The organism is Amycolatopsis sp. 2-15 (genome assembly GCF_030285625.1).
GTDB classification, from domain to species: domain Bacteria; phylum Actinomycetota; class Actinomycetes; order Mycobacteriales; family Pseudonocardiaceae; genus Amycolatopsis; species Amycolatopsis carbonis.
In genome coordinates this window covers 487574-503344 of sequence record NZ_CP127294.1, presented here as the reverse complement: position 1 = coordinate 503344, position 15771 = coordinate 487574, and the positions used below count along the sequence as shown (strand labels likewise).

The window sequence follows — 15771 nt, the reverse complement described above, 5'->3', positions numbered from 1 at the left end:
GCGTTTGATGTCCCCTTCCACAAGGGGAGGCCGCCGCCCGGGGAGCGGCGGCCTCCGGGCGGGCTAGACGGTCAGCGTCCAGGAGTCGATCCGGCCGGTGTCGGCGCGGGCGACGTCGCGGGCGCGCAGCTGCCAGGTGCCGTTGGCGGTTTCGGCGGACGTGTTCACGGTGTAGGCGGTGTTGATGTTGTCGGCGGAGTCGTTGCTGGAGTTCTTCAGGCGGTACGCGGTGCCGTCGGGGGCGACGAGGTCGAGGACGAGGTCACCGACGTAGGTGTCCCGCGGCGGCGTTCACCTCGGGCGGCAGCGACGTCGAGTAGCAGTTGGGGTCGCGCACCAGCGAGGGTTATACAGGTACCGGATCGGCCCTGGCCGTCGAGGTTTACGCCCTCGCCCACCTCGTAGTCGGGCCGGTCCTTCGAGTTGTTCGCATACGCCTCGGTGAGCGCGCCGAAGATGTCGCCGGTCGACTCGTTCAAACCGCCGTTCTCGGTGCTGGCGCCGGCGCCGCCCGGGGTCGTCTGGAAGGTGCCGTGGCCGAACTCGTGGCCGACGACGTCCATCGACGTGGCCTGGCGCTGGTTGTCCGACGAATGCCCGAAGTGCGGGGAGCGCCCGTCCCCGCCGGCGTTGACGTCGTCGAGCCCGACCGAGGCCGGGTAGCCGGCGCCGGTGCCCGTTGATGCCGACGCGGCCGAGCCAGTCGGGCAGCATGTTCCACTCGGTCTGCACGCTGTCGAGCACGTCGACGCACGCGGTTTCGAGGTCGGTGCCCGCTGCCGTTGCCCCAGCTGTCGTCGGAGCCGGTGGACACCGAGCCGCCCTCGCGTCCGCAGCTGATGCCGGGCCGGCCGGGGTCGCGCATCGAGAACGACGAGCCGGAGCCGGCGGTGTCGATGCTGACGGTGTCGGCGTAGAAGCTGTTGCCGGCGGCGAGCGGTGCTGCTGCGGTGGTGCCCGCTTCGCGGTCGCCGGTTTCCGACTTCCAGTCGTCACGCTGATCGAGCACAGCGCCGGTGGCCGCGTCGACGAACACGTGCAGGCTGCGCGGCACCTTCGCGGTGCGGCCGGTGACCACGAGCTTCGGCTGTTTCCCGGCCAGCACGACGAGGTCCGGCTTGGCCACACCGTCCACTGTGGGCAGTTGCTTACGGGCCGTGTCGGCGGCGCGCGTGGCGTCGAGCGGCGCTCGAACGCAGTGCGGAGAGGCTCGTGGCCTGGTCGGACGCGGTGGCCGCCAGGGCCAGTGGGTCGACAGGTGGAGGTGTGGCCGACGCGGGCGCCGCCTGGATGGTGAGTGCGGAAAGGGCGAGCCCGGCGGTGGCCAGGCTTGCGGTGATCCCTCTTCTGCCGGTCATCGGGTTCCCTTCGGGGACGGGGATGATCACCGTGAGTAAAGGAGTCGTCACAGGGTCGGTCAATGCTCCGAACGGCCCAGAAAAGCATTACCTGGGCATTAATCAACCGCGAAAGACCCTTGAACATCAGGGCGTTTACCGGTCCGCGGTACGCGGGGTTACGTTCGTCGGGACTTGCCGTGTACCGGCCGTTGGTAGGTGTGGACCGGTGGTCTACAAGGGACCGTTCACCTCGCGGTCACCGACGTCGCCCGATGGTGGCGACGCTGGGGTTCTGCCTGGCGGGAAGGCCCGTAGGCTGGGTCGGTGAGTGAACAGTCTGAGTTTCCGGACGGCCAGTACCCCGAGCGCCCGGTGGAGCGTCACAAGGGCCCGGTCGTGCTGCGGCGCGACCGTCGTGACCAGGGCAGCACCACCGACCAGCGGCTCCTGGACGCGCGCGGCCCGAGTGACTGGGTGCACACCGACCCGTGGCGGGTGCTGCGCATCCAGGCCGAGTTCGTGGAGGGCTTCGGCGCGCTCGCGGAGGTGCCGCGCGCGGTGACCGTGTTCGGCTCCGCGCGGACCAAGCGCGACGACCCCGAGTACGACCTGGGCCGCAAGATCGGCGGCGCGCTCGCCGAGGCCGGCTTTGCCGTGATCACCGGCGGCGGGCCGGGTGCGATGGAGGCCGTGAACCGCGGCGCGAACGAGGCCGGCGGCTTCTCCGTGGGCCTCGGCATCGAGCTGCCGTTCGAGCAGGGCCTGAACCCGTGGGTCGACCTGGGTGTGAACTTCCGCTACTTCTTCGCGCGCAAGACGATGTTCATCAAGTATTCGCAGGCCTTCATCTGCCTGCCCGGCGGCTTCGGCACGCTCGACGAGCTGTTCGAGGCGCTGGTGCTGGTCCAGACCAAGAAGGTGACGAAGTTCCCGGTGGTGCTGTTCGGCACCGAGTACTGGGGCGGGCTCTACGACTGGATCTCGAAGTCGGTGCTCGACGGCGGCAAGATCGGCGAGAAGGACCTCGAACTGCTGCACCTCACCGACGACATCGACGACGCCGTGCGCGTGGTCGAGGAGTCGTACCAGGCCTGGGAGGACACCCACTGATGAGCTCGTTGCGCCGGATCTGTGTCTTCTGCGGGTCCTCGATGGGCTTCTCCCCGGCGTACGCGGAGGCCGCCGCCGAACTGGGCAAGCTGCTGGCCCAGCGCGGTATCGGCCTGGTGTACGGCGGTGCGAGCGTCGGCACCATGGGCGTGGTCGCCGACTCCGCTCTGGCGGCGGGCGGTGAGGTGATCGGCGTGATCCCCGAGGCGCTGTCCAGCGTGGAGATCGCGCACGCGGGCCTCACCGAGCTGCACGTGGTCGCCGACATGCACCAGCGCAAGGCCAAGATGGCGGCGCTGTCCGACGGTTTCCTCACGCTGCCCGGCGGCGCCGGGACGTTGGAGGAGCTGTTCGAGGTGTGGACCTGGGCCCAGCTCGGCCTGCACTCGAAGCCCATCGGCCTCGTCGACGTGGGCGGGTACTACGGCCCGCTCGTGTCCTTCGCCGACCACATGGTCACCGAAGGGTTCCTCGGTGCCGGCTACCGCGACCTGCTGCTGGTCGACTCGGACGCGTCGGCACTGCTGGACCGCTTCGCCGACTACAGCCCGCCTACGCCCGCGAAGTGGGACTGACCGCTCAGGCAGCGCCCTCGCTCGGGCGCTTGTGGTAGGTGTCCACGTATTCCTGGCCGGACAGCTCGAGGATCGAGTACATGACCTCGTCGGTCACGGAGCGGCGGATGGCCGACGACGAGTCCTGGCCCTCGTAGCGCGAGAAGTCGAGCGGGGTGCCGAACTTGATCTTGATCTTGCACACGTGCGGGATCTTCGAGCCGTTCGGCTGGATGCCCTCGGTGCCCCACAGCGCGACGGGCACGACCTTCGCGCCGGTGGACAACGCGAGCGCCGCGACGCCCGTGTGGCCGCGGTGCAGGCGGCCGTCGAGCGAGCGCGTGCCCTCGGGGTAGATGGCGAACACGCCGCCGTCTTCGAGCACGCGCCGCCCGGCTTCCAGTGCGGCGAGGCCGGCCGAGGCGCTGCCGCGCTCGACGGGGATGTAGCCCAGCGCGTCGAGCGAGTTGGCGACGAAGCGGCCCTTCAGGCCCGTGCCGGTGAAGTATTCGGCCTTGCTGAGGAAACACACCTTGCGCGGCGTGGTGAAGGTGATCACGCCGGTGTCCAATGCCGCGCGGTGGTTGGCCGCGAGCAGCACCGGTCCGTCGGCCGGCACGTTCTCCACACCCTCGACCTCGGGGCGGTAGATCGTGCGGACCAGCGGGCCGAGCACGAAGCGGACGAGCAGGGGCAGCAAGGGGTCTCCCTCCGGCGGGCAGGTCGGTGGCACCAGCATGGCACGATCGGCCGATGAGCTGGTTCGAACGTCGCACCTGGCAGGAACCCGCGTGGACGCCCGCGGACATCCTGACGGCCAAGCGTGACCGCACGGTTTCCGTGGTGCTTCCGGCGCTGGACGAAGAGCGAACGGTCGGTGACGTCGTCGCGTCGGTGCGGCCACTGCTCGGCAACGTCGTCGACGAGCTCGTGGTTCTCGACTCCGGCTCCACCGACGCCACCGCCGAGGTCGCGGCCGCCGCCGGCGCGCGCGTGGTGCACCGCGAGGACGTGCTGCCCGACCTGCCGCCGCGACCCGGCAAGGGTGAGGTGCTGTGGCGGTCGCTGGCCGCGACGACCGGCGACTTCGTGGTCTTCCTCGACTCGGACCTCGTGGACCCGGACCCGGCGTTCGTGCCGGCGCTGCTCGGGCCGCTGCTCACCGAACCCGGCGTGCACCTGGTCAAGGGCTTCTACCGACGCCCGCTGCGGCTGGAGAGCACCGGCGGCGGCCGCGTCACCGAGCTGCTCGCCCGGCCCGTGCTGTCCGCGCTGCGCCCGGCGCTGGGCGAGCTCGTGCAGCCGCTCGGCGGCGAGTACGCGGGCACCCGCGAGTTCTTCGAGTCGGTGCCCTTCGCCGGCGGCTACGGCGTGGAGATCGGCCTGTTGCTCGACGCCGAGCAGCGCTACGGCCTCGACGGGCTCGCCCAGGTCAACCTCGGCGTCCGCAAACACCGCAACCGCTCGCTGCTGCAGCTGGGCGTGATGGCGCGGCAGATCCTCGGCACGGCCCTGGCGCGCTGCGGCGTGCCGACCGACGCCGACGCGCGGCTGACGCAGTTCGTGCAGGTGTCGGGGGAGTGGCTGCCCGACGTCAGCGAGATCCCCGTGCTGGACCGGCCGCCGATGGCGCAGGTGCGGGCCGCCCGTCTTCGAGGCTGAGCACGCGGTCGAAGCTGCCGAGGTGCGCAGGGCGGTGCGTCACGAGGACCACGGTGCCGTTCGCGTTCGCGAGGACGCGGGCGAGAACCTCGTCGCCGTGGGTTTCGTCGAGGCCTTCCACCGGCTCGTCGAGTACGAGGACCGCAGGGGAGGCGAGGATGGCGCGGGCGAGGATCAGCCGTTGGCGCTGGCCGCCGGACAGGGTGGTGGCATCGCGGTCGAGGGGGACGTCGAGGTCGGTGACGGCGCAGGCGGTGCGGAGGTCGACGTCGGTCGCTTTCGGCGAGGCGATGAGGAGGTTTTCGCGGACGGTGGTGGCGAAGACGTGGGCGTCGGCGAGGGCGCCGGAGACCACGTGGGGGCTGGGGCCCCGGACCGGGCGACCGTCCACTGTGGCCTGTCCGGACGTGGGTGTGGTGAAGCCGAGCAGGACGTGGAGCAAGGTGGTTTTGCCGGCGCCCGACGGGCCGAGCACGCCCACCCGGGTGCCTGGCGGGAGGTCGAGGTCGATGCCTTGGAGTGCAGGTTGTCGGCCCGGGTGGTGGACTGTCACGTTTTCCAGCTTCAGGTGACCTGGCCCGGTGTGTTCGGGAGTCCCCGGCGGGGTGGTCGTGAGCAGTTCACGCACTCGGCCCAGGGACGTTCGCAGTTCGGGGACGCGCTGGGCCGCGGCGGTCAGGGGGAGGACGATCTCGAACAGTGCCAGCACAACCAGGGTCAACGCGGCGGTCACCGGCAGGCTCGCGCCGGCCAGGAGCGCCACGGCCGCCGTTGTCGCGAGCTGGATGCAGGCGCCGGCCGCGGTCAGTACCGACAGCCGGGTTGAGACGCTGCGGGCCCGCGCGGAAATTCCGTCGATGACCGCACTGGCGGCCGCCATGGCCTGAGGTTCGGCGCCGTACGCCACCAGCTCGTGGCGGCCGGTCACCAGCTCGACCGTGCGTTCGGCCAGCTCTTGCCGGGCAGGCGAGGTGAGGGCCTGGCTCTTCGCCGTGACTCGCGCGGCCAGCCACGGCAGCAGCCCACCCGCGATGAGCAACCCGGCCACGAGCACCGCCGCGGCCGCGAGACTCACGAACGCCGTGACCGCAGCCACCGCCAAGCCCACGATCCCGGCCACCGCCGCCGGAAGGGCCAGCCGAAGTACGGCGTCCTGCGCCGCGTCCACATCGGACACCAGCCGCGTCACGAGGTCGGCGCCGGAGTGCTCGGCGACGCGCCTCGGCACGAGCGCCGCGTAGACCCGCGCTCGTAACGCGCCGAGGTACCGCAGCACGACCTCGTGCCCGGCCAGGCGCTCGGCGTACCGCAAACCACCGCGCGCCAAGGCGAACACGCGCACGGCCACGATCGCGACGGTCAGCGCGGCGAGCGGCGGACGTTCGGCCGCTCGCATGAGCAGCCACGCCGCCGTGCCGGTCAGCGCCAGCCCGGAGACCTCGGCGCCGGCCGCGAGCAACGCGGCCCGCAGCAGTCGTGCGACGTTCATCGGACCCCCGTCGGAACTCGGCCGCCCACGAGCGGGACGGAACGCGTGGCCATCGCGGCCAACGCGGGATGGTGCGCGACGAACAGCGCCGTGCGGCCGGGCAGCAACGCCTTCGTCCCGTCGAGCACCGCCTGTTCGGTGCCGCGGTCGAGGCGCGCGGTGGGTTCGTCGAGCAGCACCAGCCCGGCGTCGGTGCGGGCGAGCGCACGGGCGAGGCCGACGCGTTGCCGTTGTCCCGCCGACAATCCCGCGCCCAGCTCGCCGATGCGCGTCGCGTGACCCTCGGGCAGCTCGGCGACCACGTCGTCGAGTGCGGCCGCGCGGGCGGCGGCGGGTACGTCGGCGGACGAGCCCAGTGCGATGTTCTCCGCGACGGTGCCGCTGAACAACGTCGGCCGCTGTGGCAGCCACGCCGTGTCCCGCAGCCAGGCCGCGTGGTCGAGGGACCGCAGGTCGACGCCGTCCACGAGCACGCGGCCCGCCGTAGGCGTGACGAAACCCAGCAGTACGGCCAGCAGTGTCGACTTCCCGGAACCACTAGGCCCGGTGATGGCGACGTGTTCACCCCGCCTGATCACCAGGTCCACTTCGGACAATGCGGCGACCTCGCCGTAGTGCACGGAAACACCGTCGAACTCGATCTCCGGAGGTCCCGCCGGCCGGGTCACGGTGCCACCCTGTCGGGCTCGAACCGGCGGGGCCAGCGCTTCGCGCAGAGCCGTGAGCCCCTCGGCCGCTGCGTGGAACTTCGCGCCCGCCGCGCGCAGCGGCAGGTACGCCTCGGGCGCGAGCACCAGCACGAGCATGGCGGTGTGCGCGGTGAGGGAGCCTTCGAGCAGGCGGAAACCGATGGGCATGGCGATGAGCGCGATCGACAGCGTCGCCACCAGTTCCAGGACCAGTGACGACAGAAACGCGACGCGCAGCGTGCTCAGCGTCGCGTCGGCGTGCGCGTCGGCCATCGCGCGCACGTGCTGGGCTTGCGCGCGGGCGCGGCCGAACAGCTTCAATGTCGGCAGGCCGCGCACGGCGTCAAGGAAGTGCCCGCCCAGCCGCGTCAGCAGCGCCCACTGCCGTTCCGTTCGCGCCTTCGCGCGAGCCCCGACCAGCGCCGCGAACACCGGTATCAACGGCAGCGTGGCCACCACGATCAGCGCCGACGTGAGGTCCGTCGTGACCAGCCGCACCACCACTGCCACGGGCACGAGCACCGACAACACCAGCGCCGGCAGGTAGCCGGTGAGGTACGCCGTGGTGGCGTCGACGCCCTTCGTGACCTGCGTGGTGACCACGCCGGCGTCGTCCGTCGAACTGAGCAGCCGCCGGCGCAGTCCGGCCTGGGCGCCGGCCGCGAACCGGCCGGTGGCCACGTTTTGCCCCAGCGTGAGCAGCACGCGCGCACCCACGGCGACGAGGAACGTGACGCCAAGGCCGCCGCCGGTGAGCAGCGTCGCGAGGCCTTCGGCCTGCAGCAGGACCACTCCTGCGGTCAACGCGCCGAGGATTCCGAGCAGGACCAGGTACCGGCGCAGGCCGGGCAGTGACGGCATTTCGTTTCCCCCTAGAAGTGCAGCAACGACTGCCGGTCGACCGGCTCGCGGTTCGCCCGCCAGGTCAGCCATTGCACAACCACCAGCACCACGAGCACGGGCACCGCGAACCAGGCGAGCAGCCCCGCTGTCTCAGGTGCGGTGAAGGCGTCTGAGACGGTCAGCGCGTATCCGGGGTCCGAAGTGGACACCAGGATCGTCGGGAACCGCAGCGCACCGACCACCAACGCCGGGGTCGCCGACAGCAGCATCGCCGCGGGCAGCGCGAGGCGGTACCGCTTGGTCTGCAGTCCGAAGAGGACGGTTGCGAACGCGGCGAACGCGACCGCCGTCACCACGATCGCGGCCCACGAGATCCCCGACACGGCCAATGCGCCCCACGCCGTGGCCACCACCAGGAACGTGCCGACAGGCGTGGTGAACGTCTTCGCGAGCCGAGTCGCCCGGCCGGTGACCTCCGCCGGCCCGCGCACGGCGAGGAACACCGCCGCCTGCAGCCCGAACAGCGCCACGAACCCGAGCCCCCACAACACGGCGTACGGGTCGAACAGCGCGAGCACGTCGTCGACCGGGTTGCCCCGCGCGTCGACCGGCAGGCCGAGCAGGAGGTTGCCGAGGAACAGGCCCCACGCCACCGTGGTCACGAGCGCGCCCGCCGTGATGCCGAACGACCACGGCCCGCGGCGCGCGTCGGGCCGGCGGCTGCGCAGCTGCACCGACGCGGTGAACGTGACGAGCCCCAGCAGCAGCGCCACCACCAGCACGTACGCGCCGGCGAACACGCGGCCCTCCAGGTGCGGGAACACGCCGAACAGCACCCCGACCGCGGCGATCAGCCACACCTCGTTGGCCAGGAAAAACGGCCCGAGCGCACCCAGCGCCCGCCGTTGCTTCGCCTCGTCGCGGCTGAGGCCGGGCAGCAGGAAGCCCACGCCGTAGTCGTAGCCGGCCAGCGCGAAGTAGCCGCCGAGCAGCAGCCCGAGCACACCCCACCAGATGGTCGTCATCGTCAGACTCCGCTCAGTACGGGAAGTTCGGGTTCCGCGGGCGCCTCTTCCGGCTCGGGCCCGCGCCGCGCGACCCGCGACATCAGCACCCAGTCGGCCACGGCGAGCGCCGCGAACAGCACGCCGAACGCGATGAAAGAGAACAGGACCTGGCCACCGGGCACGTCGGCGACCGCGTCGGCCGTGCGCAGCTTCCCCCAGATCAACCACGGCTGGCGGCCGAGCTCCCGCACGAACCAGCCGCAGATCGCGGCGGCGAACGGCAGCGCGATCGCCGGGACCATCAGGTAGTGGAGGAACCGGGCGCGCATCAGCCAGTTGCGGATCAGCAAGATCGTGCCGGCCAGCGAGCACAGCAGCGCGACGAACCCGATCCCGATCATCGCGGCCAGCGGCACCCCGACGGCGCTCTCGCCGAGCTTGTCCGGCTGGTACTTCGCCAGCTCGCCGAACTGCTCGAAGCCCTGGTTGATCGTGACGATGCTGCCGATCAGCGCCGTGACCACACCGAACCGCATTGAACGGGAGAAGAAGTCGACTTCCGCGGTGCGCTTGAGGAAGTGGTACGCGCTCACGCCGGTCACGAAGAAGCCGCCGGTCATCAGCGCGCCGCCGATGACGTGCGGCAGCGACGCCACGAGGGCGGGGTTGGTGAGCAGCGCGCCGAAGTCGTCGAGGCGCAGAACACCGCCCTGAAGGTGGCTGCCGACCGGGTTCTGGAGGAACGAGTTGGCGACCATGATGAACAGCGCCGACGCGTACGCGGTGAGCGTGACCAGCCAGATCAGCGCCAGGTGCAGCCACTTGTTGAGCCGGCTCCAGCCGAAGATCCACAGCCCCAGGAAGGTGGACTCGAGGAAGAAAGCCACCAGCGTCTCGATCGCGAGCGGCGCGCCGAATACGTCACCGGCGAATGCGGAGAGCCCGGTCCAGGTGAGCCCGAACTGGAATTCCATCACGATTCCGGTCCCGATGCCAAGCGCGTAATTGATCACGTACAGCCGGCCCCAGAACCGGGTCATGCGGAGCAGCTGCGGGGTGCCGCTGATCGTCGCGCGCGTCTGCATGGCTGCGGTGACGGTCACCAGACCCAGTGTGAGCAGCACGAACAGGAAATGGAACGACGTCGTGGTCGCGAACTGGAGTCTCGCGATGGGTAGGGGGTCCATGGCGAGCGAGTGTATAGATAGTGTGGCTACATGTAGTAGAGAAATCTATGAGGTCAGGGTCATCTCAGGGTTATCCCCGGGTCCCCGGCGAGGAACGGGGGATTACGCTTCCGGAGACAACATGAGTAGACTGCCCACCTATGAAGGCGGACACGTTGCGCGGGCACCTCGACGCGCTGCTGCTGGCTGTGCTCGACGGCCGGAAGCTGCACGGTTACGCGATCATCGAGGCGCTCTCGCTGCGCAGCGACGGCGCGCTCGACCTGCCGACCGGGACCGTGTACCCGGCGCTGCGCAGGCTGGAGCGGGCCGGTTACCTGGCCAGCGAGTGGGACGTGGTGTCCGGCCGCAAGCGCCGCACCTACCGGCTCACCCGCCCCGGGCAGCAGGCGCTGGCCGCCGAGCGGGCCGAGTGGCGGGAGTTCACCACGGTGATCGGCGGCGTCCTGCGGGCGGAGGCATGACGGCGGGGGAGGTCCGCGTGAATGCGATCGAGGGGTACTTGACCGACCTCGACCGGCGGCTCGTCGGCTGCCGGTCGACGAAGGATGACCTGCTCGCCGAAGCGCGCGACGGCCTGCACGACGCGGCCGACGCGTACCGCGAAGGCGGCTGGCCGCACGAAGAAGCCGAGCGCCGCGCGGTGGCCGACTTCGGTGGCGTCGACGTGGTGGCCGGCGACTACCAGGCGGAGCTGTCCATGCACAGCGGCGTGCGCACGCTGTGGAAGCTCGTGCTCGGCGTGCCCGCGATGCAGCTTTCCTGGGACTTCGCCCGGATCCTCACCTTCGGCGACTGGACGCGCCTGTCGACCCCGACACCCGAGTGGTACCGCGTGGCCACGCACTTCTCCCACGGCGCGGTGTTCGTGGTCCCCGCCGTGGGACTCGTCGCGCTGGTCTGCGCGCGCTGGCTGAGCCGCCGCGTCGACGGCGTCCGCCTGGCGCGCACGTGCGGGTTCTTCATCGCCGGCGCCGTCGGAATCAACCTCGCTTCGGTGCTCACTCTCGTGGTGGCGACGGGTTTCGTGGACGTCTCGCGGCTGTTCCTGTCCGTTCCGTGCGTGTTGCTGATGGTGGCGTATGTACTGCTGTCGGTGCGTCTGGTCGTGCTCGCGCGACGTTCCTGGGGCCGGTGTGCCACGATCGTGGCGTGACGACCGCGCTGATCTACCTCGTAGTCATGCTGCTGGTGGCCGCCGTGGTGTTCCTGCTCGCCGCCGTGGTGTTCGGCCGGGGCGAGGAGCTGGCCCCGCTGCCGCCGGGCAGCTCGCCCACGCGCCTGCCCGCCGAGGACATCACCGGTGAGGACGTGCGTCACGTGCGCTACCAGCTCGTGCTGCGCGGGTACAAGATGTCCGAAGTGGACTGGGTGATGCGCCGGCTCGGCGTGGAGCTCGACGAGCTGCGCGGCCGCGTCGCGGAGCTCGAAGCGGCCCGGCCGGAGCCGAGGCCCGCAGGTGAGTAGTGACCTGATCCTGTCCGTCGAGGTCGAGGCACCGGCGGGCACGACGTGGCTGGCGCTCACCGACTGGCCGCGCCAGAGCGAGTGGGTGCTCGGCACCACCGTGCGCGTGCTCGAAGGCAACGGGCGCAGCGTCGGCTCGAAGATCGCGGCCACCACGGGGATCGCCGGCGTCGGGTTCACCGACACCATGGAGGTCACCGCGTGGGAGCCGCCGCTGCGGGTGACCATGCGCCACCTCGGCAGCTTCGTGCGCGGCACGGCGGCGTTCCAGGTCGTGGCCAACGGGCCGACGCGCTCCACGTTCGTCTGGGCCGAGCACCTCGACCTGCCGTTCGGGCTGCTCGGGCGCCTCGGCTGGCCCGCGGTGCGCCCGGCGTTCTCCCTCGGGGTGCACCAGTCGATGAAGCGGTTCGCGAAGTTCGTGCAGGACTATGCGGACTACACGGCGGGTGAGCAGTGACCGAGCTGCTCGGTCAGGACGGCGTCAAGCGCTGCTCCTGGGGGAACTCGACGCCGGACTACGCGGCCTACCACGACGAGGAGTGGGGCACGCCGCTGCACGGCGAGGCCGCGCTGTACGAGCGGCTGTCGCTCGAATCGTTCCAGTCGGGACTGTCGTGGATCACGATCCTGCGCAAACGGGAGAACTTCCGCAAAGCGTTCCGCAAGTTCCAGCCGGCGAAGGTCGCGCGCTTCGGCGACGCCGACATCGAGCGGCTGATGGCCGACGCCGGCATCGTGCGCAACCGCGCGAAGATCCTGGCGGCCATCAACAACGCGCGCGCGATTGCGGACCTGGACGTGCCGCTCGACGAGTTGCTGTGGTCGTTCGCCCCGGCGACGCACAAGCGGCCGCGGACGATGGCCGACGTGCCGGCCGTGACCGACGAGTCGAAGGCGATGGCGAAGGAGCTGAAGAAGCGCGGCTTCGCGTTCCTCGGCCCGACGACGTGTTACGCGCTGATGCAGGCGACCGGCATGGTCGACGACCACGTCTCGGGCTGCTTCCGGGCGAAGCGCTCGTAAGTGGTCCGTCCGGCCGGAAACCGGACGGACCATCTCTCGAGTCCTACTTGCCCTGGAAGCTCGGCTTGCGCTTGCCGACGAATGCCTCCACGGCCTCGGTGTGGTCGGCCGTGGCGCCGAGTGCGGTCTGGGCCTCGTCCTCGGCCGCGAGCGCTTCGTCCAGAGAGGACTGCGCGGAGACGGCCAGCACGTCCTTGATCTTCGAGTACGCCACCGTCGGGCCGGCGGCCAGCTTCGCGGCCACGGCCTGGGCGCGCGCGGCGAGCTCCTCGTCGGGCACGACCTCGCCGACCAGGCCGATGCGCTGAGCCTCGGCGGAGTCGACGGTGCGGGCCAGCAGCATCAGCTCGGCGGCGCGGCCGAGGCCGATGAGCCGCTGCAGCGTCCACGACGCGCCGGAGTCGGGGCCCAGTCCGACGTTCGCGAAAGCCATCAGGAACGACGACGACTCGGCGGCGATCCGCAGGTCGCTCGCGTAGGCGAAGGCGGCGCCCGCGCCCGCGGCCGTGCCGTTGACCGCGGCGATGACCGGCTTCGGCATGTCCACGATGGCCTTGACGATCGGGTTGTAGTGATCGCTCACCGTGTGCAGCGGGGCCGGGTCGTTCGCCTGCAGCAGCCCGACGTGTTCCTTCAGGTCCTGTCCCGCGCAGAACGCCTTGCCCGCACCGGTGAGCACGATCGCGCGCACGTCCGCGTCGTCGGCCGCCGCGCGCAGCTCGGCGAGCAGCCGTTCCTTGAGCTCGACGGTCAGCGAGTTGTACGCCTCCGGCCGGTTCAGGGTCAGGGTGCGCACGCCGTCGGCGTCGGCGGTCAGGAGGACGGCGGGTGTGGTCACTGTGGTGCTCCTCTTGGCGTAATCGTGGGTCTTCCGCCGAGTGTTTCAGCCCCGCGTGGCGCATACCAGCACCGATACGGCGGCAAATGATCGGTCCGCGTTCGCGCCCGGCCGCTGATGAGGGACAATGGGGGTCAAGACCCGGCTGGCATGGGAGTGCGCGACCCGGGCGCGCCGGTTGAGACGGAGGGAGCACGCTATGGCGGCCATGAAGCCCCGGACCGGAGATGGTCCCCTCGAAGTGACCAAGGAGGGGCGGGGCCTCGTGATGCGGGTGCCATTGGAAGGTGGCGGCCGTCTCGTCGTCGAGCTCTCCGCAGAAGAAGCGAAGGACCTCGGCGCAGCACTTCAGGAGGTCACCGGCTGATTCCGGCTCCCCTCCCCATCCACTCACCGAACCCCGGTCTCCTCAAGGAGGCCGGGGTCGCGGTTCATCTGCGCCCAAAGGTTGCTCACTGTGCGTAACTCACTACCGCCTGTCCCGACCAAGCTGCCCGAGATCGAGGTCGCCGACGCGTTCCGGCGCGGGGCCCCGCAAGTGGTGCTGGCGCTTTCGTCCGCCGAGGTGGAACTCGGCGGGGTGAAGGCGACCGGCAAGGCCGGTGACGTGCAGGAAGTCCCGGCCGACGGCGCGGTCCGCTGGGTCGCGGGCCTAGGCGAGGGCGAGCCGCGCGACTACCGCCGCGCGGGGGCGGCGTTGGCGCGCGCGGTGTCCTCCGTGGACCAGCCGGCTCGGACCGTCCAGGTGGCGCTGCCCGAGGACGTGACCGCCGCGCACGTCGGCGCCCTCGCGATGGGCTTGTTCCTGGGCGGCTACCGGTTCGTCGTGACCACAGAGGACCCGAAGCCGGCGGTTCAGACCGTCCGGCTGGTGAGCCCTTCGGCCGCGGCTTACGCGGACGAGGTCGCCCGCGTGCGTGAGCTGGCGGCCGCCGCCGCGCTGACGCGGGACCTGGCCAACGCGCCGTCGAACATCAAGAACCCGGCGTGGCTCGCGAACACCACCGCGAAGGTCGTCGGCTCGGCCGCGGTGACCGTGCACGTGCGCGACGAGAAGTGGCTCGCGGACAACGGCTTCGGCGGCGTGCTCGCCGTCGGCGGCGGCTCGGACTCCCCACCGCGCCTGATCGAGCTCGAATACCGTCCGCGCGGCGCGAAGACCCACTTGCTGTTCGTGGGCAAGGGCATCACGTTCGACACCGGCGGTCTGTCCGTGAAGCCCGCCGACGGCATGCACCTCATGCGCACCGACATGGCGGGCGGCGCGGCCGTGATCGCCTCCGTGCGCGCCATCGCCGCGCTGGGTCTTGCCGTGCGCGTGACGGCGTTGGTACCCGCCGCCGAGAACCACGTCTCCGGTGGTTCGTACCGCCCCGGTGACATCGTCCGCCACTACGGCGGCCGCACCACCGAGGTCGGCAACACCGACGCCGAGGGCCGCATGGTCATGGCCGACGCCCTGGCCTACGGGATCCAGACGTACAAGCCCGACCTCGTCGTGGACGCCGCCACCCTCACCGGCGCCATGAAGGTCTCCCTCGGCCTCCGCACCGGCGGCCTCTTCTCCACCGACGACGACCTGGCCGCCGCCGTGATCGCCGCGGGCACCCGCGCCGGCGAATCCTGGTGGCGCATGCCCCTGGTCGACGACTACGCCTCCGGCATCGAAGGCGAACTCGGCGACGTCCGCCAAGCCCCCGGCGGCCCCGGCGGCATCATGGCCGCCCTCTTCCTCCGCGAGTTCACGGCCGGCCTGCCCTGGGCCCACCTCGACATCGCCGGCCCCGCCCGCGCCGACAAAACCTACGACGACGTAGTCCCCGGCGCCTCCGGCTTCGCCGCCCGCACGCTGGTGGAACTCGCCGCCTCCTACTCGGCCTAGCCCCCAGCTCCACCCCGCGCCCCAATGCGGCGTTCGTTGCGCTCAACGCACCCAATGCGGCGTTCGTTGCGCTCAACGCACCGAACGCCACATTGGGGCGCTTCGGCGTCTCCACCCACCGCGCGCCCCAGGTGCCTAGGCTGGCCCGCAGCTCATATCCAGAACTGCCGGCCGCGTGACGCTGGACATGGACCTCACCGAATCCGAACGCCTGGGAGTGGCCCTGCGCGAAGGTCCCCTCACGCTGTCCCGCGCCGAATTCTTCATCCGCACCGGCGTCGCGGCAGAATCCGCCTGCTCCGTCGCCGACACCCTCCTCGACGCGAAGGACCTGACCGCCGCCCCGGTCGAAGTCCCCTTGCCGGCTGGCGATGAGGCAACAGAAAACCCCCGCCGCCCTCGCCCGCAACGCGACCCTCAGGCCTGAACCCCAGCCCCCGCTCCGCCGCAGCGAATGCCACCTGCGCCCGCCTCACCCCCAATGCGGCATTGGTTGCGCTGAACGCACCGAACGCCACATTGGGGCGCTTTGGCCCCCCACCCAACCGCCGGCCGTCTGCCCAACCCAACCGGGCACCCGGGCCGCGTCTGCCCTCCACACCGCCGCCCACCCACTTAGCGGCACCTGCACCCAGACCCGCCCCGGCACCCCGATCCGAAGCCTCCTTGCGGTCGGC

At 71.0% G+C, this 15771-nt stretch carries 18 protein-coding genes and 2 pseudogenes; 11 read left to right on the top strand and 9 right to left on the bottom strand.

Annotation, left to right across the window (positions count from 1 at the left end; genetic code table 11):
* Window positions 1-63 precede the first annotated feature (63 nt).
* The 3 genes and pseudogenes from QRX50_RS50230 to QRX50_RS02340 form a co-directional block, all read right to left on the bottom strand.
* A pseudogene (locus QRX50_RS50230) lies at window positions 64-276 on the bottom strand (proprotein convertase P-domain-containing protein); the annotation flags it as partial.
* 1 nt (window position 277) lies between these two features.
* Window positions 278-1192, bottom strand: a pseudogene (locus QRX50_RS02345) (M4 family metallopeptidase); the annotation flags it as partial.
* Window positions 1149-1358 (bottom strand): hypothetical protein, encoded by a 210-nt coding sequence (locus QRX50_RS02340; protein ID WP_285970349.1) that lies wholly within the window; start codon window positions 1356-1358, stop codon window positions 1149-1151. The gene QRX50_RS02340 and the pseudogene QRX50_RS02345, both read right to left, overlap by 44 nt.
* A gap of 306 nt (window positions 1359-1664) precedes the next feature.
* On the opposite strand from QRX50_RS02340, the gene QRX50_RS02335 reads away from it, so the two are divergent.
* Together QRX50_RS02335 and QRX50_RS02330 are read left to right on the top strand one after the other, a co-directional pair.
* Window positions 1665-2450, top strand: a complete 786-nt coding sequence (locus QRX50_RS02335) for an LOG family protein (protein WP_285970348.1) — start codon at window positions 1665-1667, stop codon at window positions 2448-2450.
* A complete protein-coding gene (locus QRX50_RS02330) occupies window positions 2450-3025 on the top strand; it encodes an LOG family protein (protein ID WP_285970347.1) in 576 nt (191 codons plus the stop codon). Before QRX50_RS02335 ends, QRX50_RS02330 begins: the two co-directional genes overlap by 1 nt.
* Window positions 3026-3029: 4 nt before the next feature.
* On the opposite strand, the gene QRX50_RS02325 is transcribed toward QRX50_RS02330, so the two are convergent.
* Window positions 3030-3704: a lysophospholipid acyltransferase family protein gene (locus QRX50_RS02325; protein WP_285970346.1), complete on the bottom strand. Its 675-nt coding sequence runs from the start codon at window positions 3702-3704 to the stop codon at window positions 3030-3032.
* 53 nt (window positions 3705-3757) lie between these two features.
* On the opposite strand from QRX50_RS02325, the gene QRX50_RS02320 reads away from it, so the two are divergent.
* Window positions 3758-4666, top strand: a complete 909-nt coding sequence (locus tag QRX50_RS02320; protein ID WP_285970345.1) for a glucosyl-3-phosphoglycerate synthase — start codon at window positions 3758-3760, stop codon at window positions 4664-4666.
* Here QRX50_RS02320 and cydC read toward each other — a convergent pair.
* Genes cydC through QRX50_RS02300 form a run of 4 tightly spaced genes read right to left on the bottom strand, consistent with a single transcriptional unit; the run spans window position 4599 to window position 9881 of the window.
* On the bottom strand, window positions 4599-6155 hold the full coding sequence (gene cydC, locus QRX50_RS02315; RefSeq protein ID WP_285970344.1) for a thiol reductant ABC exporter subunit CydC: 1557 nt from the start codon (window positions 6153-6155) through the stop codon (window positions 4599-4601). The two genes, QRX50_RS02320 and cydC, sit on opposite strands and share 68 nt — an antisense overlap.
* Window positions 6152-7705 carry a thiol reductant ABC exporter subunit CydD gene (gene cydD, locus QRX50_RS02310; RefSeq protein WP_285970343.1) on the bottom strand — a complete coding sequence of 518 codons (1554 nt, stop codon included), beginning with the start codon at window positions 7703-7705 and terminating at the stop codon, window positions 6152-6154. Before cydD ends, cydC begins: the two co-directional genes overlap by 4 nt.
* Before the next feature lie 11 nt (window positions 7706-7716).
* Window positions 7717-8712, bottom strand: coding sequence for a cytochrome d ubiquinol oxidase subunit II (locus tag QRX50_RS02305; RefSeq protein ID WP_285970342.1), 996 nt, complete (start codon window positions 8710-8712; stop codon window positions 7717-7719).
* Window positions 8713-8714: 2 nt separating this feature from the next.
* Window positions 8715-9881, bottom strand: coding sequence for a cytochrome ubiquinol oxidase subunit I (locus QRX50_RS02300; RefSeq protein ID WP_285970341.1), 1167 nt, complete (start codon window positions 9879-9881; stop codon window positions 8715-8717).
* A gap of 140 nt (window positions 9882-10021) precedes the next feature.
* Between QRX50_RS02300 and QRX50_RS02295 the strand changes: the two genes are divergently transcribed.
* The 5 genes from QRX50_RS02295 to QRX50_RS02275 are packed head-to-tail and all read left to right on the top strand — an operon-like array spanning window position 10022 to window position 12374.
* Complete coding sequence (locus tag QRX50_RS02295; RefSeq protein WP_285970340.1) at window positions 10022-10345, top strand: helix-turn-helix transcriptional regulator; 324 nt, start codon at window positions 10022-10024, stop codon at window positions 10343-10345.
* 17 nt (window positions 10346-10362) lie between these two features.
* Complete coding sequence (locus QRX50_RS02290) at window positions 10363-11037, top strand: permease prefix domain 1-containing protein (protein WP_285970339.1); 675 nt, start codon at window positions 10363-10365, stop codon at window positions 11035-11037.
* Window positions 11034-11348 (top strand): DivIVA domain-containing protein, encoded by a 315-nt coding sequence (locus tag QRX50_RS02285; RefSeq protein ID WP_285970338.1) that lies wholly within the window; start codon window positions 11034-11036, stop codon window positions 11346-11348. Before QRX50_RS02290 ends, QRX50_RS02285 begins: the two co-directional genes overlap by 4 nt.
* Window positions 11341-11808 (top strand): SRPBCC family protein, encoded by a 468-nt coding sequence (locus QRX50_RS02280; RefSeq protein WP_285970337.1) that lies wholly within the window; start codon window positions 11341-11343, stop codon window positions 11806-11808. Before QRX50_RS02285 ends, QRX50_RS02280 begins: the two co-directional genes overlap by 8 nt.
* Complete coding sequence (locus QRX50_RS02275; protein ID WP_285970336.1) at window positions 11805-12374, top strand: DNA-3-methyladenine glycosylase I; 570 nt, start codon at window positions 11805-11807, stop codon at window positions 12372-12374. Before QRX50_RS02280 ends, QRX50_RS02275 begins: the two co-directional genes overlap by 4 nt.
* 43 nt (window positions 12375-12417) lie before the next feature.
* Here QRX50_RS02275 and QRX50_RS02270 read toward each other — a convergent pair whose 3' ends face one another.
* Entirely contained in the window at window positions 12418-13212 is a 795-nt protein-coding gene (locus tag QRX50_RS02270; protein ID WP_285970335.1) for an enoyl-CoA hydratase-related protein, read from the bottom strand.
* A gap of 199 nt (window positions 13213-13411) precedes the next feature.
* On the opposite strand from QRX50_RS02270, the gene QRX50_RS02265 reads away from it, so the two are divergent.
* The 3 genes from QRX50_RS02265 to QRX50_RS02255 all read left to right on the top strand — a co-directional run bounded on the left by QRX50_RS02265 (window position 13412) and on the right by QRX50_RS02255 (window position 15521).
* The gene (locus QRX50_RS02265; RefSeq protein WP_005155393.1) at window positions 13412-13579 is read left to right on the top strand and encodes a DUF3117 domain-containing protein; all 168 of its coding nucleotides are present in this window, start codon (window positions 13412-13414) and stop codon (window positions 13577-13579) included.
* Window positions 13580-13669: 90 nt separating this feature from the next.
* A complete protein-coding gene (locus QRX50_RS02260) occupies window positions 13670-15094 on the top strand; it encodes a leucyl aminopeptidase family protein (RefSeq protein ID WP_285970334.1) in 1425 nt (474 codons plus the stop codon).
* A gap of 175 nt (window positions 15095-15269) precedes the next feature.
* The gene (locus tag QRX50_RS02255; RefSeq protein ID WP_285970333.1) at window positions 15270-15521 is read left to right on the top strand and encodes a hypothetical protein; all 252 of its coding nucleotides are present in this window, start codon (window positions 15270-15272) and stop codon (window positions 15519-15521) included.
* Window positions 15522-15771: the final 250 nt, after the last annotated feature.

What these genes read in the sequence shown, in the direction of transcription:
- cydC (WP_285970344.1), bottom strand. Translation starts at nt 6,155, where the DNA reads ATGAACGTCGCACGACTGCTGCGGGCCGCGTTGCTCGCGGCCGGCGCC.
- QRX50_RS02330 (WP_285970347.1), top strand. Translation starts at nt 2,450, where the DNA reads ATGAGCTCGTTGCGCCGGATCTGTGTCTTCTGCGGGTCCTCGATGGGC.
- cydD (WP_285970343.1), bottom strand. Translation starts at nt 7,705, where the DNA reads ATGCCGTCACTGCCCGGCCTGCGCCGGTACCTGGTCCTGCTCGGAATC.
- QRX50_RS02265 (WP_005155393.1), top strand. Translation starts at nt 13,412, where the DNA reads ATGGCGGCCATGAAGCCCCGGACCGGAGATGGTCCCCTCGAAGTGACC.
- QRX50_RS02320 (WP_285970345.1), top strand. Translation starts at nt 3,758, where the DNA reads ATGAGCTGGTTCGAACGTCGCACCTGGCAGGAACCCGCGTGGACGCCC.
- QRX50_RS02305 (WP_285970342.1), bottom strand. Translation starts at nt 8,712, where the DNA reads ATGACGACCATCTGGTGGGGTGTGCTCGGGCTGCTGCTCGGCGGCTAC.
- QRX50_RS02295 (WP_285970340.1), top strand. Translation starts at nt 10,022, where the DNA reads ATGAAGGCGGACACGTTGCGCGGGCACCTCGACGCGCTGCTGCTGGCT.
- QRX50_RS02300 (WP_285970341.1), bottom strand. Translation starts at nt 9,881, where the DNA reads ATGGACCCCCTACCCATCGCGAGACTCCAGTTCGCGACCACGACGTCG.
- QRX50_RS02340 (WP_285970349.1), bottom strand. Translation starts at nt 1,358, where the DNA reads ATGACCGGCAGAAGAGGGATCACCGCAAGCCTGGCCACCGCCGGGCTC.